The following is a 14,454-nucleotide window of genomic DNA, read 5'->3' as shown; positions in this document are numbered from 1 at the left end:
TTCTGGCATTATTCTCTTGGTGCAATTACGGTGCTGGCTACCTGTCTATTGCTGGCCGGAAAGCATCGTGAAGCTTTTTGTGTTGGCGGTCGGAAGCAAGATGCCGGCGTGGATCGAGGCGGGTTTCAAGGAATATAGCCAGCGTATGCCGCGAGAAACCGCTATTCATTTGGTTGAAATCAAACCAGAGAAGCGGAGCGGAAAAAAAATCGAACAATTGCTCCGCACCGAAAGTGAACGGATACATGCAGCACTGCCTTCCGGCTGTCATGTGATTGCGATGGATGAGCGCGGCCAGCAGATCACCACCATGAGGTTGGCAGACAGACTGACGGAGTGGATGGCTTGCGGACGGGATATTGCATTTGTTATCGGCGGGGCTGATGGGCTGCATCCAGCCATCAAGTCGATGGCGCACGAGAAACTGGCGCTGTCCGCGCTGACTCTTCCGCATGGGCTGGTCCGGGTTCTACTGGCAGAACAGCTTTACCGTGCTGTTGCGATCATGCGGCAGCACCCTTATCATCGTGCCTGATTCTAAACTTCCGCCACAAGTGCCGTTCTTAATGGTTTGGATGGCAGGGCCGTCACTAGGCGCCTCGATAAGGTTTGTTAACTCTCAAATTTTGGACAATGGTTTCAGCCAAGGACTATATTTATCTCGCATCGCGTAGCGCGCGCAGACGCGAATTGCTCAAGCAAATCGGAATCAGGCATAACGTGTTGCTTATGCGCGAAACCTTGACGCGGCCGGTGGATGTGGATGAAACGCCGTTGGCCGAGGAATCCCCGACTGATTATGTTTACCGGATCACCCATGCCAAGGCAGAAGCAGGCTGGTTGCGCCTGAGACAGCGTAAGCTACCGCTTTCACCGGTGCTGGCTGCGGACACCGTCGTTGTGCTGGATGGATGCATTCTTGGGAAACCCAGGGATACCGAGCATGCCGAGGAAATGTTGCGCGCGCTGTCCGGCCGGAAACATCAGGTGCTGACCGCAATTGGGCTGGCAGTCCAAGGAGAAATCAAGCTGCGGCTGTCAACCACCATAGTTCGATTCCGGGATATCAGCCAGAGAGAAATCAAGGCCTGCATTGCCAGCGGAGAATCGCATGACAAAGCCGGCGCCTATGCCATCCAGGGGTTGGCGGCTGCATTCATCATTGAGATTTGTGGCAGTTATAGCGGCGTCATGGGTTTGCCATTATTCGAGACAGCGCAATTGCTGGAAGAGGCCGGGATATCCATATTTTTTTGAGTCAGGGCTTGTTAATGAATAACTTGGGCATACGTTGTTACGTATTCGGGAAAGATGCAAGGCGCGAGGCGAAGCCGAATGGTTGTTCCATTCGCAAGCCTCGCAACGCAGCAGATGCCCGAATACGCAACAACCCTCCGGGCTGGGGTTGCTTTTGGCGCATACCGGCGTTGCAAGTCACTTGTTGTGAATGACACAACGGCGTGCCTTGCGCCTTGGTCTGCGCCAAAAGCGACCCCAGTGTATGCTCAAGTTATTCATTAACGAGCCCTCAGTGCATTTAACCCCGGCCCCGAGCGGTTTTCTCCATGAGTAACGAAATCCTTGTCAATGTCACGCCGCAGGAAATACGGGTTGCGATCATCGAGCAGGGGATCGCGCAGGAATTGCACATCGAACGTACCAGCAGCCGGGGGATCGTAGGCAATATTTATAACGGACGTGTCAGCCGTGTATTGCCTGGCATGCAATCGGCATTTATCGATATCGGCCTCGAACGTGCTGCCTTTTTGCATGTGGCGGATATCCATGAGTTCGGTCACAGCAGCAGCCAGAACAAGCCCATCGAACAACTCCTGGCAGAGGGCAGCAATGTGCTGGTGCAGGTTGCCAAGGACGCCATAGGCGTCAAGGGTGCAAGGCTCTCCACACAAATCAGCCTTGCCGGGCGACTGCTGGTCTATTTGCCGCAGGAATCCCACATCGGCGTATCGCAGCGTATCGAAGACAACGCCGAACGTGATTCGCTGCGTCAGAAATTGCAGCGCCTCCTGCCATCCGATGTGCCAGGCGGATACATCATCCGCACCATGGCCGAGACAGCTGAAGAGTCGGAATTGCGGGCGGATATCGACTACCTGCACAAGCTCTGGTTCGATATTCAAAAAAAATCCACAACCATGCGTCCCCCTACACTGCTGTACCAGGATCTCGACCTCAGCCTGCGGGTCTTGCGTGATTTCGTTGATGATGTCACTTATCGTATCCTGGTCGATTCGCGCGAGACATTCCTGAAAATGGTCGGGTTTGCACAGGAATACATGGTGAATGATGCGGAGAAGATCAGTCACTACACGGGTGAGCGGCCACTGTTCGATTTGTACGGTGTTGAGCAGGAGATTGAGAAATCTTTGGCGAGAAGAGTGGATCTGAAGTCGGGCGGGTATGTCATCATAGATCAGACCGAGGCGTTAACGACCATGGATGTCAATACAGGTGGTTTTGTCGGTGTGCGCAATTTTGATGACACTATTTTCAAAACCAATCTCGAAGCGGCTCAAGTCATTGCACGCCAACTTCGACTACGCAACCTGGGGGGCATCATCATTATCGATTTCATCGATATGGACAGGGAAGAGCACCGCGCTGCGGTCCTGGCTGAATTCAACAAGGCATTGTCGAAAGATCGGACTAAGATGACAGTCAATGGCTTTACCGCTCTGGGATTGGTCGAAATGACGCGCAAGCGTACGCGTGAGAGCCTCGCTCAGATACTGTGTGAAACCTGCCCTACTTGTGAGGGTCGCGGAGAAATCAGAACTGCCAAAACAATCTGCTATGAAATATTGCGCGAGCTGTTGCGTGAATCCAGGCAGTTCGACGCCAAGGAGTTTCGGATTCTCGCTTCCCAGCAAGTGATCGACCTGTTCCTGGACGAAGAGTCCCAGAGTTTGGCGCAATTGGGCGATTTCATCGCAAAACCGATCAGCCTGCAGGTCGGCGCTTCCTATACTCAAGAGCAGTACGATGTGGTGCTGATTTAAACATTCTGGATGAGAGACTTGATTCGTGGCGGCGGCCGGGATGACCTAACTGCTTGCCATGGCATATAGATTGATATCCGGTTGGAGATAGGTTTGATCCATGTTCCAGTATCATTACTGACCGTTTGAATTTCCGGGCAACATCTCAGAAGGAGCCGCAATCATGAACCGGATTACTGCAATGTTTTACTTGTGCCTGACAGCTTGTCTGGCAGTTCCACAGGTTGCCAGCTCATCTGAATCCATTACCATATTTCAGAATGTGCGCATCTTTGATGGCACGGGTGCGGCGCTGACACCGCCACGCCATGTGCTGGTAAGAGGAAGTATGATTGAACGGATTTCAGCCGATCCGATTTCAGTTGAGGGAGATGCATCTGCGGAAATCATCGACGGTGCTGGCCGCACACTCATGCCAGGGCTGATTGATGTCCATACTCACTTGGCTATGGGTACGATTACAGAGTTGGTGCTGGTGACCCGGGGCGCTAACTATACCACGTTACTCTCCGGTAAGGCTGCTGGTGAGATGTTGATGCGTGGCTTTGCTTCTGTTCGCGATGCCGGTGGACCCGTATTTGGACTCAAGCGCGCAATCGATGAAGGGCATATCCCGGGGCCACGCATTTGGCCGTCGGGTGCCCTGATTTCACAGACTTCTGGACATGGTGATTTTCGTTCGATTCATGATTTGCCACGTGCGGATGGCGAGCTGCATTTTTCAGAGCGCTTGGGGTATGCTGCTATCGCTGACGGTGAATCTGCTGTGCTGAGGCGAGTGCGCGAGCAGCTCATGCAGGGTGCCAGCCAGATCAAACTGGTAGCGGGTGGCGGGGTGAGTTCGCAATATGATCCGCTGGATGTCAGTCAATATACCGAAGCTGAGCTGCATGCCGCTGTTCAAGCAGCATCGGCTTGGGGAACCTATGTCATGGTCCATGCTTACACGGCGAATGCCATACAGTCGGCTGTCCGTGCGGGTGTCAAATGTATTGAGCATGGACAACTGGCCGATGAAGAATCAATCGAGATGATGGCCGAGAATAATGTCTGGCTGAGTATTCAGCCGTTTCTCGGTGAACCTGATCCACGTTTTCCTGAAGGTTCCCCGCATCGTATCAAACAACTTCAGGTAGCTGCTGGCACAAATAATACGATAGCGCTGGCCAGAAAACATGGTGTGAAAATTGCCTGGGGGGCGGATATCCTGTTCAATCCGGCCAAGGCAAGAGCGCAAGGTGCGCAATTGTCAGTTATGTCACGCTGGTTTGAGCCCACCGAAGTATTAAGGATGGCGACCAGTGTCAATGCGGAGCTGCTTGCACTATCGGGAGCTCGCAACCCTTATCCAGGTAAACTCGGCATAGTTGTTGAAGGAGCCCTGGCCGATTTGCTGCTGGTGGATGGCAGTCCGCTGGAAAATCTGGTGCTCATCGAGAACCCTGAGCAGAATTTTGTTGTCATCATGAAAGATGGCCAAATTTATAAGAATAGCCTTTGAATTTTCGCATGTTGACTGGAAGCGGGTTGCTAGGTGATGAGATTGGCCGAAATAAAGATTGATAATCGTTATCATTTTCGCTAATATCTGCAGATAGTATCCGAAAATCATTCCCAGCATCTGGGTTTCATGAGCACTGCCGTGCCAGACTGGGCATATCAGGCAAAAAATATCTTTACGTGTATGATCAAACCACATCGTAAACCGGTTTTTACCAGCATATCTCTCCTCAGTTTGCTGGGCGTACTGGCGGTGCATGCGGCTTTCCTCTACGGCATGTGGCAGCACCGTTTCAGTACATCGACCACGCATACGGTCACGCTTTATGCTGAATTTATTACACCTTCAGAGAAAGCGGAAGCGACCCAGGCGCCCAAAGTGGAATTAAAAGCGGAGCCTATGCCGCCTCCGGAAAAACCCAAGCCGCCTGTCAAGCGCGTGCAGCAGCAACCCAAGCGTCAGCTGGTCGCCAATGCGCCTGCTCGTACCCAGGAAAATTTTGTGGCGCCGCCTCCGCCCATGGAAGAACCCAAGCATGAACCACAGGAGCAAGAGGTTGTCGAACCCGTGGCAGCCGTGTCGAAGCCTGCGCAGATGCCGACAGGCCCGGTGACATTGTCTGCCGAATTGTCGGTATCTTGCCCGGAGTTGACCCGGCCGGCTTATCCTGCATTGTCCCGGCGGCTGGGTGAAGAGGGCAAGTTAATGCTGCAAGTGGAACTGGACGAATCGGGCCGTATCAGCAAAACCCAAATCGTCGAGAGCAGTGGTTATGCCAGACTGGATAACGCGGCGCTTTCGGCTGTTAAAACCTGGCGCTGCCGTCCGGCAATGCAGGATGGTCAGCCTGTGCGATCAGTTGCCCTGCAGCCGTTTAATTTTGTCATTGAAGGAAATTGATGTATGGAAAAAACGCTCGGTTTTTCTAATTTTCTTGCTCAGATTGACCATGTTGGGATGAGTGTGCTGGTTTTGCTGCTGACCTTGTCGGTTGCTAGCTGGTACTTGATCATTACCAAGAGTATCGGCAATCTGCTCGCTTCCAAACGTGCCAATGCCTTTCTCGAGCGTTTCTGGCAGATTGATTCCCTGTCTCGCCTCGAAGCAGAAGTCAAAAATGAAGCGGCTGATCATGCCTTTATTCAGCTGGCTAAAACGGCGCTGGCCGTGACGACGGATTCGCGCCAATACGGGATGGAGAAGCTTGCCGCAGCAGGCGGGAGTGGGGAATTGCTGACCCGTGCATTGCGTAACAGCCTGGATCAGGAGTCGGCGCGGGTCGAGAATGGTCTGACCGTCATTGCTTCGGCAGGGTCTGCCGCACCCTATATTGGCTTGTTCGGGACGGTATGGGGAATCTATCATGCGCTGATTCAAATTGGTCTTTCCGGCCAGGGTACGCTGGACAAAGTAGCCGGTCCAGTGGGAGAGGCGCTGATCATGACCGCTTTGGGACTGGCGGTCGCCATTCCAGCTGTATTGGCCTACAATGGTTTTGTCCGGCGCAACCGTGTATGGCTGGCGCAACTGGATGGATTCGCGCATGATCTCTACACGATTCTGACGGTTGGCAGCAAAGTCAGCGAAAAGCATGAGAAGGCTCAGGAACACATGGCAGCGCCATCCATGCCCGCAACCGGCCTGGCGGGTGCGGCTGCGGCCAGCTTGGCAGGAGAAAAACACTAATGGCATTCGGTGATTCAACTCGCTATCAGAGTAAAGCCGCGATGTCGGAAATCAACGTGGTGCCGTTGGTGGACGTGATGCTGGTGTTGCTGATCATTTTCATCATCACGGCACCTTTGCTGACCCATTCGGTCAAGGTGGATTTGCCCAAGGCTTCAAGTAATCCCAATGTGACGCAGCCTGAGCATATTGAGTTCGCCATTCGGTCAGATGGCAGTTTTTTCTGGAGCGGTGAACAAGTTACGCTTGAACAATTGCCGCCACGTTTCGCGGATGCAGCGGAGAAATCCTCCAAAACGGAATTGCATATCCGCGCTGACCGGGACGCGCATTATGAGCTTGTGGCCAAGATCATGAGTGCTGCCGCCCAGGCAGGGCTCACCCGTATCGGGTTTGTGACCGACCCGACCGGCGAGTAAGGGCTCGTTAATGAATAACTTGGGCATACGTTGTTACGTATTCGGGAAAGATGCAAGGCGCGAGGCGAAGTCGAATGGTTGTTCCATTCGCAAGCCTCGCAACGCAGCAGATGCCCGAATACGCAACAACCCTTTGGGCTGGGGTCGCTTTTTGCGCATACCGGCGTTGCAAGCCACTTGTTGTGAATGACACAACGGCGTGTCTTGCGCCTTGGTCTGCGCTAAAAGCGACCCCAGCGTATGCTCAAGTTATTCATTAACGAGCCCTAAACGGCAGGTATCAGTCATCTGTTTTTTTTCTGCTGGTGAGTAACCAGTCCCTTCTCCTCAATCGGCCAGATGGTCAAGATCTTATTCTGACCATCTGGCTGGCAAATCCCCCGCCAATGATTTTATAATTCCCTGTGTGCAGTATTTAATCTGAAAATTTCAGTTGAGCAGGGTGAGACATGCGGCTCTCAAACCACAGCGCAGGGCACGACTTGCTGCATGGCGATTCTATTCCTGAATGTGTCAAGTTACTTGATCATGCTGTCACCGGTTGGGTGAATAGGAAAATCACAATCAACTGAGAATTCCAGGTTTAAGCGTGCTGTCTCTTTGCATTTCGTTCAGTGGATACAGGGAACAAGGGGTGCGCCATGTGGTGGGGTCTGAAGCGATCAGAGGTAAGGCGTGTGTGGCAAATCGGGAGCTGGTTGCCTGCTACGCTTGCCTGGGCACAGCCCCCGGCCGATACCGCACCGATCATGCTTGATCCCATTCAGGTAACCGCTACACGCAGCCCGCGGCAGCTTTCACAAATTCCTGGCGCTATCTCACTCATTTCGCGGGCGCAGCAGCATGACTATCTGCCTGGCAGGACGTTGGATGAATTTGGGCGTGGCACACCGGGTGTCTTTTTTCAAAATCAGTTCAACTTTGCGCAGGATTTGCGTATCGCCATCCGGGGTTTCGGCGCGCGCTCCGCATTTGGTGTGCGCGGGATCCAGATGCATGTGGATGGCGTTCCATTGACCCTGCCCGATGGCCAGACCCAGCTTGATGGTATCGACCCCTCCCTGATAGAGCGCATGGAGATTTTGCGCGGCCCTTCAGCTGCTTTGTTCGGCAATGCCTCGGGTGGCATGATCAGCATGACCACACGGACCCCTCCGCATGCGGGATGGGTCATTGCGCCGCGCCAGGTATTCGGTCAGTTTGGTCAATTCAAATCGGAAATCTACACCGGTGGGCGAAGCCAGTTGCTCGACTATGGCTGGTTCGGTTCTTATCTGCGACAGCGTGGCTGGCGCGATCACAGTGAGACGGAAAATCTATTTTCTCAACTCAAGCTGAATTATCTCAGCGGGGACGATGCGGACTGGATGCTGGTGTTCCGCAAGTTTTATTCTCCGGAAACCCTGGATCCCGGTGGACTGACGCTGGCCGAGCTGCGTGCGGACCGCCGGCAGGCATCTCCGGGCAATCTGCGTTTCAATGCGGGTGAGCGTATCGATCAGGAACAATTCGCACTGCGGTATCGCAAGGCCATTTCCGCTGCCCGTGAGTTGACTGTGACCGTCCATGGCTTGCACCGCGATTTCCGGAATCGCTTGCCGTTCGTCGCGGGTGGGCAGGTATCATTCGCGCGCTGGGTGGGGGGCGTGAGCCTGCAATATGTCAGTGATCACACCCTGCTGCAACGGCCCAACCGTTTCCTGGCAGGATTCGATTACGGCATTCAAAATGATGACCGCCAACGCTACCACAATGATTTCGGTGCACGCGGGGCGCTTGCCTTGAATCAGATCGAGCGGGTGCAAAGCATTGGACCATTCTTCCGCAATGAATGGGAAGTCAGCGACAGGCTGGCTGTTACACTGGGTGGGCGCTGGGATTGGTTGCATTACCAGGTCAAGGACAAATTCCGGGCTGATGGCGATCAATCCGGTAGCCGGATATTATCTCAGGCCAGCGGTACCGTTGGATTCGTGTATCGTTTGGCCGATCGCCATCAGTTTTATGCCAATGCCGCATCGGTATTCGAAGCGCCGACTACGACCGAGTTGATCAATAATCCGGCTGGTGCGGGCGGATTCAATCCCGATCTGGATGCGCAACTTTCCTTGAGCCGGGAATTGGGTGTACGCGGCGAATTGGCCGGTCTGGGCTATGAAGCAACAGGGTTTTTAATCAGCTCACGAGATGAAATTCTGCCGTTCGAGCTGGCCGCATTCCCGGGACGCGCGTTTTTCCGGAATGTCGGCAGGTCCCGCCGGCTAGGGTTTGAAGGCAGTCTGTCGACTCCTGTATGGAAAGGCTGGCGGGCACAAGTGGCTTATAGTTACTCCGATTTCACTTTCCAGAGATTTGACAGCGATGCCAATAACTTGCAGGGCAATGCACTACCGGGCATACCGGCTCATCGATGGGATGGAAACATCCGTTATACCCACCCATCGGGTTTGTTTGGACAATTGTACTTGCAACGAGTAGGCGGTTTTTTTGCGGACAACGCGAATACAGTGACCAATCCTGCCTATCTCCTGGGCCAACTGCTCTTTGGGTGGGAGATCAAGCACAACGATATAGAGGGATCGTTATTTGCCGGGATCGATAATTTATTTGACGCGCGTTATAACGCGAATGTGCGTATCAATGCCGCAGCCGGCCGGTACTTCGAGCCCGGGCCGCCGCGCAATGTCTTTGGAGGCATCCGTGTCCGGCTGCTGGTTTTTTAATGGGCATCAAAGCAGGAAAACGCGGACGCACTGTTCCATATTCTCTGCTGCCAATGGCGATGTAACCAGAATCTATCGCGCGTTTCATTAACGAGCCCTTATGCTGCAGAGGGCAGCCTCGGCCACTGAAGCGCAGGGCGCATTTCATGTACCGTGCTACGGCGCGGCGATGCAAGAATGACCATTTGAAAATCAGAATGAATCAGGATTCATTGCGCGTTCCATTACTGCTTCCAGTGTCAACCCGATAGGTGATACGATGGACCGTGGCTATGCATCCACCTGTCCGATAATAGTTTAGAAGCCTATATGCAATAACAGGTGGGGCGGGTGTCGTGATGTACGCTAGCGTCGATCAGCAAATGAGACCAAGGAGGATAGATTTATGCTGCGTAATTTTCAAGCAATCTTGGTTGTCATCTTAAGCCTTTGGCTGGGTGCGCACTTCCCGGTATTTGCTCAGCCGGCCTCGGCAGAATTTGAGGTTAAAACGGTTGCAACCGGTCTGAACTTTCCATGGGGGATGGCGTTCCTGCCCGATGGCCGTTTGTTGGTCACGGAGCGTGTCGGCCGATTACGTATTGTTTCGCCAGACGGTAGCGTTTCTGACCCGTTGCTGGGTGTGCCTGCTGTGTACAGCGAGAAGCAGGGTGGCTTGCTGGATGTTGCGATTGATCCCGACTTTGCTCGTAATCGTACAATCTACCTGTCTTACGCAGAAAGACAGGGTAGGCTGGCAGGTACGGCGGTTGCTCGAGCAGAGCTTGTGGGACTGGCACTGAAGAACTTGCAGGTGATTTTCCGCCAGCAGCCAAAAACGCGGGGCGCACAGCATTTTGGTTCCCGCCTGGTGTTTGCACCGGATGGTAATTTATTTATAACACTGGGAGACCGTGCAGAATATATGCGGGAAGCCGAGCGGATAGAAAATCATCTTGGTACATTGGTCCGCATCCGTCCAGATGGAACGGTTCCCGATGACAATCCCTTTGTCAAAAACCCTCAAGCCAAACCGGAAATCTGGTCCTATGGTCACCGCAATATCCAGGGGGCCGCGCGCCATCCCAAGACCGGTGCGGTCTGGATTCATGAGCATGGTCCACGCGGTGGGGATGAAATCAATATACCCAAACCTGGCAAAAATTATGGCTGGCCGGAAGCCAGCTATGGCACGCACTACTGGATGGCGCCCATCAAGGATGAACATGCAGAACAGGGATTTGAAGAGCCGATCTACTACTGGACACCTTCCATCGCGCCTTCCGGCATGGCCTTTTATACAGGGGAGCTATTTCCCGCCTGGCGCGGCAACTTGTTTGTCGGTGCTTTGGCAGGCAAGCAATTGGTCAGATTGGTGACCGATGGCGAGCGCATCGTTCAAGAAGAACAATTACTGAAAAATTATGCACGCATTCGCGATGTCGAGCAGGGCCCGGATGGTGCGCTGTATCTGCTGACGGATGAGGTGAACGGCAAGCTGATCAAACTGGTGCCAAAGGTCCTTGAAGCAGCACCGCAATCTGGCGGCTGATTGCCAGTTATACCTCTGAACTATTTATTGTCAGTCTCAGTATGGTGCATAGGACCCTATATGTATTTCAGTGGCAGTCGGCAGCGTGCGTGGGGCGCTTTGCGCTGTGGCTTTAGAACCGCGCATATCAGCCTTTTCTTTCAATTGAAATGACAGTCGCCAATCATTTGGCAAGCACGAGGCTGGCCAGCGTGCGGGCATTCAGTGGCGCCGCGCCATGGGCGTCATTATCGAAATAGACATGAACTTCCCTGTTTTCTGCCAGCCAGCCATTTATATGTTGCGCCCAGCACTGAAGCGCCTGAGCGGGGTAGGACGAGGCATAAGTGGCGTCATGGCCATGCAGGCGCATATAGACCAGATCGGTGGTGATGGCCTGCCACATGGGCCAATCGGCGGCATCCGACTGGCACACGGCTATTCCATGGGTATGCAGGCAGGTTGCGACTTGTTGATTGAACCAGGAAGGATGGCGGAACTCGATTGCATGCCGTGCTTCCGGCCAAGCGGTGAGGGCCTGGGCAAATTCGCCCAAACGAGCCAGATCTATGGTCAGAGAGAATGGCAACTGCCAGAGTACAACCCGCAATTTGGCGCCCAACCCCTGGGCGCGTTCGCGTTCAAGGCGAATGCCTGGCTGTGGGTTCATGAGTTTTTTGTAGTGGGTCAGGTAGCGGTTGCCCTTGAGGCTGAAGCGGAAATCGGGCGGGGTTGTATCATGCCAGCGACGATAGGTCTCCCGGCTTTGCAGGCGGTAGAAGCTGGCATTGATTTCAACGCTGTTGAAATGGCGGCAATAAAAGCCTAGCCATTGTTGTTCGGGTAGACCATGATAGAAGCGTTTCCGCCAAGCGGCATAATGCCAGCCGCTGGTGCCGATATAGGCATGGGCGGGCGCTATCCTTTGATGCAAATCAGCGGTTCTAGGCATGTGATCTTGCGCGCCAATCCCGCCTGATCGGCCGTATTCACTACGCTGGATACGTTTTTGTATGCGTCCGGAGCTTCTTCAGCCACTCCCCGTAATGACGGACTGCGTATCAGTATGCCTCTGGCCGCCAGATCATCCATGATTTTACGGCCTCGCCAGTTTTTTTTGGCCTGATGCCGGCTCATGGCACGGCCCGCGCCATGACAGGCTGAGCTGAACGCCAGTGCTTCCCTTTGTTCTGTGCCAGCCAGAATATAGGAGCAGGTGCCCATCGAGCCGCCGATCAAGACCGGCTGGCCAGCAGCGCGCAGGGTGGCAGTCAGGTCCGGATGACCGGGGCCGAAGGCGCGGGTGGCCCCTTTGCGATGTACGTAAAGCTCGCGCGTGTTACCGTCCACGAGATGCGTTTCTACCTTGCAGGTATTGTGAGAAACGTCATAGAGCAGCGATAGCTGCGCGTCTGGGAAGAAGTGAGAAAATGCCTGGCGTGTCAGATGGGTCAGAATCTGCCGATTGGCGAGTGCGCAATTGATGGCCGCACGCATGGCGCCGAGATATTCTTGTCCCAATGGGGAATTGATCGGCGCACAGGCAAGCTCCCGATCCGGCAGGGTGATGCCATACTGCGGGGCGGCAGTCACCATTTTTCTGAGAAATTCGGTTCCGATCTGATGACCGAGGCCGCGTGAGCCGCAATGAATGCTGATTACGACATCCTGCTCCTGTATCCCAAAAGCCTGTGCGGTTGGGGTGTCAAAGATCTGCGCAACCTTCTGAACTTCAAGGTAATGATTGCCTGAGCCGAGTGTGCCCATTTCGTCATGCTGGCGCTGTTTCGCATGTGCCGAGACACAGTCGGGACATGCGCCGCGCATTTGGCCGCCTTCTTCGATGCGTTCAAGATCGGCGGCATTGCCATAGCCCTGGTTGACCGCCCAGTCGGCGCCGCCCAGGAGCATTGCATCCATTTCAGCTGAATTCAGGTGGATGGCACCGGTGCTGCCCAGACCGGCTGGAATTTGATTGAACAGGCTGTCGGCCAGTATTTCCTGGACCGCCAGTATATCTTCTGTTTTCAGGCCGGTATGCAAGCATCGCACGCCACAGGAAACATCGAAGCCTACCCCGCCAGCAGAGACCACTCCGCCTTCTTCCGGATCGAATGCGGCGACCCCGCCAATCGGGAAGCCATAGCCCCAATGTGCGTCCGGCATGGCATAGGCAGCCTTGACGATGCCGGGCAGTGTGGCGACATTGCAGATTTGCTCGTAGACCTTGTCGTCCATTGCGCGAATCAGCGCAGCATCGGCATAGATGATTGCTGGCACGCGCATTGCACCATGGGGAGCGATCTCCCAGGCGAATTCAGTGTGGCGGGAAAAATATGTCTCGTCCATAGATGGTGCCCTCCGTCAGAAAAGGCAAGCGCCTGCAAGCGGTGAATCACTCCACCGTCAATGCGCTCGCAATGATGCAGTTAGGAGTCGCTCATAAATAACTGTAACACTTGGATCGCATCTGGCGGGCGCACTGCGGCGTTGCTCGTCGTCGCCATAGCTCTCGCTATGACTCCTCCTCTCGCCTTGCATTGCATCCCGCCAGACGCGCCCAATTGTCACACTTATTCCTTCACGGCTCCTTAGATGGATTCATCCTCTTGTTGCAGTGCATTTGCTTCGCCTCGCGCATTAATCCGCTGATTTGAAGATATTTGGCTAGACATCGATGACGCATTGTGCGACCCACTCTCCGTCGGATGTTTGTCCCACATGCAAGGCTGTATAGGTTGCGCCCTTGACTTCCACTGCCATGTGATGCCTGGATTTGTTCATCGCTTCGCCAAATGCGCGGGCGCTGATGGAGTGATCCTGTATCTGGATCTCAAAGTGGCTGAAAAGCAGCTTGCGCGTTGCCATTTCATAAACCAGTGCGTTGAGCCAATCGATCAGGAGCAATTCATCATCCGGGGCCTGGCAGATGATGTTCACCATTTCCAGCGCTTTGACCTGTTGGGGATCTGTGATGGCAGCCGTCATTGCCAGGGCTGCTTGTTCGAAGGCTTCACCTAGTGTGTGACCGAAGCCACGGATGCCGATATCGGCTTCATGCGGAAAATGTTCCCAATGCGGATGATGCATGCTCAGCACCCTTTGTGTGATTAGTCACTGAGAATTCTCGGATGAGGATTATTCTAATCCTATCTTGATGCTGATTTTTAAAATATCGTATTTGCACGTATTCGCACGTATTTACCCGGTTCTCTTGACTCTGTCACAATTGCCTCCATATGGGATGCACCGGGTACAAACCAAGGGTTCATTAACGAGCCCTAAGGAGCCGTGAAGGAATAAGTGTTACAGTTATTTATGAGCGACTCCTTAGACCAGGAGGAAATTTTATATGCACGCTATTCGCCCACCTGCTTGTGCGGGTCTCTTCTATCCTGCCGACCCGCGTGAACTGGCGCAAGATGTTCAGTGTCTGCTGGCGGATGCGCCGCAGCCTGTATTAACGCCAAAGGCGCTCATTGTTCCGCATGCGGGCTATATTTATTAGTCCGAAGTAAGGTTAAAACCACCGCCTTTAAGGCGGTAAGATTTATCTTTTAAAATTTTGGACGTACCATGATGCTAAAAGTAGGGG

Annotated in this window: 13 protein-coding genes; 10 read left to right on the top strand and 3 right to left on the bottom strand. The window is 53.8% G+C overall.

Annotation, left to right across the window (positions count from 1 at the left end; genetic code table 11):
• The first annotated feature begins 67 nt into the window (after positions 1-67).
• The 9 genes from rlmH (at position 68) to BLV85_RS08840 (ending at position 10,880) form a co-directional block, all read left to right on the top strand.
• Positions 68-535, top strand: a complete 468-nt coding sequence (gene rlmH, locus BLV85_RS08880) for a 23S rRNA (pseudouridine(1915)-N(3))-methyltransferase RlmH (protein WP_090414408.1) — start codon at positions 68-70, stop codon at positions 533-535.
• Positions 536-633: 98 nt separating this feature from the next.
• Entirely contained in the window at positions 634-1,257 is a 624-nt protein-coding gene (locus BLV85_RS08875) for a Maf family protein (protein WP_090414383.1), read from the top strand.
• 308 nt (positions 1,258-1,565) lie between these two features.
• Entirely contained in the window at positions 1,566-3,020 is a 1,455-nt protein-coding gene (rng, locus tag BLV85_RS08870) for a ribonuclease G (RefSeq protein ID WP_090414381.1), read from the top strand.
• A 163-nt stretch (positions 3,021-3,183) separates the two neighbouring features.
• Positions 3,184-4,521, top strand: a complete 1,338-nt coding sequence (locus BLV85_RS08865) for a metal-dependent hydrolase family protein (protein WP_090414379.1) — start codon at positions 3,184-3,186, stop codon at positions 4,519-4,521.
• A gap of 183 nt (positions 4,522-4,704) precedes the next feature.
• The gene (locus BLV85_RS08860) at positions 4,705-5,421 is read left to right on the top strand and encodes an energy transducer TonB (protein ID WP_090414406.1); all 717 of its coding nucleotides are present in this window, start codon (positions 4,705-4,707) and stop codon (positions 5,419-5,421) included.
• 3 nt (positions 5,422-5,424) lie between these two features.
• Positions 5,425-6,207 (top strand): MotA/TolQ/ExbB proton channel family protein, encoded by a 783-nt coding sequence (locus BLV85_RS08855; RefSeq protein WP_090414377.1) that lies wholly within the window; start codon positions 5,425-5,427, stop codon positions 6,205-6,207.
• The gene (locus BLV85_RS08850; RefSeq protein ID WP_090414375.1) at positions 6,207-6,626 is read left to right on the top strand and encodes an ExbD/TolR family protein; all 420 of its coding nucleotides are present in this window, start codon (positions 6,207-6,209) and stop codon (positions 6,624-6,626) included. The genes BLV85_RS08855 and BLV85_RS08850 overlap by 1 nt, the downstream gene beginning before the upstream one ends.
• A 641-nt stretch (positions 6,627-7,267) precedes the next feature.
• Positions 7,268-9,349, top strand: a complete 2,082-nt coding sequence (locus tag BLV85_RS08845) for a TonB-dependent receptor family protein (RefSeq protein WP_090414373.1) — start codon at positions 7,268-7,270, stop codon at positions 9,347-9,349.
• 385 nt (positions 9,350-9,734) lie between these two features.
• On the top strand, positions 9,735-10,880 hold the full coding sequence (locus tag BLV85_RS08840) for a PQQ-dependent sugar dehydrogenase (protein WP_090414371.1): 1,146 nt from the start codon (positions 9,735-9,737) through the stop codon (positions 10,878-10,880).
• A 163-nt stretch (positions 10,881-11,043) separates the two neighbouring features.
• Here the strand turns inward: BLV85_RS08840 and BLV85_RS08835 are convergent, their stop codons facing one another.
• From BLV85_RS08835 to BLV85_RS08825, 3 genes are all read right to left on the bottom strand, one after another.
• Positions 11,044-11,811, bottom strand: a complete 768-nt coding sequence (locus BLV85_RS08835) for a DUF72 domain-containing protein (protein ID WP_090414370.1) — start codon at positions 11,809-11,811, stop codon at positions 11,044-11,046.
• A complete protein-coding gene (locus BLV85_RS08830) occupies positions 11,778-13,208 on the bottom strand; it encodes an RtcB family protein (RefSeq protein WP_090414368.1) in 1,431 nt (476 codons plus the stop codon). The genes BLV85_RS08835 and BLV85_RS08830 overlap by 34 nt, the downstream gene beginning before the upstream one ends.
• Before the next feature lie 318 nt (positions 13,209-13,526).
• Complete coding sequence (locus tag BLV85_RS08825; RefSeq protein ID WP_090414366.1) at positions 13,527-13,949, bottom strand: archease; 423 nt, start codon at positions 13,947-13,949, stop codon at positions 13,527-13,529.
• A 262-nt stretch (positions 13,950-14,211) separates the two neighbouring features.
• On the opposite strand from BLV85_RS08825, the gene amrB reads away from it, so the two are divergent.
• The gene (gene amrB / locus BLV85_RS08820; protein WP_090414363.1) at positions 14,212-14,367 is read left to right on the top strand and encodes an AmmeMemoRadiSam system protein B; all 156 of its coding nucleotides are present in this window, start codon (positions 14,212-14,214) and stop codon (positions 14,365-14,367) included.
• Positions 14,368-14,454 lie beyond the last annotated feature (87 nt).

The organism is Nitrosomonas halophila, from assembly GCF_900107165.1.
GTDB classification, from domain to species: domain Bacteria; phylum Pseudomonadota; class Gammaproteobacteria; order Burkholderiales; family Nitrosomonadaceae; genus Nitrosomonas; species Nitrosomonas halophila.
Note: the sequence above shows the minus strand (reverse complement) of the source record. Positions and strands in the feature narration are given on the sequence as shown.

Bases quoted from the DNA above. Each gene is read 5' to 3' on its own strand.
- BLV85_RS08875 (WP_090414383.1), top strand. From the start codon at position 634: ATGGTTTCAGCCAAGGACTATATTTATCTCGCATCGCGTAGCGCGCGC.
- rng (WP_090414381.1), top strand. From the start codon at position 1,566: ATGAGTAACGAAATCCTTGTCAATGTCACGCCGCAGGAAATACGGGTT.
- BLV85_RS08865 (WP_090414379.1), top strand. From the start codon at position 3,184: ATGAACCGGATTACTGCAATGTTTTACTTGTGCCTGACAGCTTGTCTG.
- BLV85_RS08860 (WP_090414406.1), top strand. From the start codon at position 4,705: ATGATCAAACCACATCGTAAACCGGTTTTTACCAGCATATCTCTCCTC.
- BLV85_RS08855 (WP_090414377.1), top strand. From the start codon at position 5,425: ATGGAAAAAACGCTCGGTTTTTCTAATTTTCTTGCTCAGATTGACCAT.
- BLV85_RS08850 (WP_090414375.1), top strand. From the start codon at position 6,207: ATGGCATTCGGTGATTCAACTCGCTATCAGAGTAAAGCCGCGATGTCG.
- BLV85_RS08845 (WP_090414373.1), top strand. From the start codon at position 7,268: ATGTGGTGGGGTCTGAAGCGATCAGAGGTAAGGCGTGTGTGGCAAATC.
- BLV85_RS08840 (WP_090414371.1), top strand. From the start codon at position 9,735: ATGCTGCGTAATTTTCAAGCAATCTTGGTTGTCATCTTAAGCCTTTGG.
- BLV85_RS08835 (WP_090414370.1), bottom strand. From the start codon at position 11,811: ATGCCTAGAACCGCTGATTTGCATCAAAGGATAGCGCCCGCCCATGCC.
- BLV85_RS08830 (WP_090414368.1), bottom strand. From the start codon at position 13,208: ATGGACGAGACATATTTTTCCCGCCACACTGAATTCGCCTGGGAGATC.
- BLV85_RS08825 (WP_090414366.1), bottom strand. From the start codon at position 13,949: ATGCATCATCCGCATTGGGAACATTTTCCGCATGAAGCCGATATCGGC.
- amrB (WP_090414363.1), top strand. From the start codon at position 14,212: ATGCACGCTATTCGCCCACCTGCTTGTGCGGGTCTCTTCTATCCTGCC.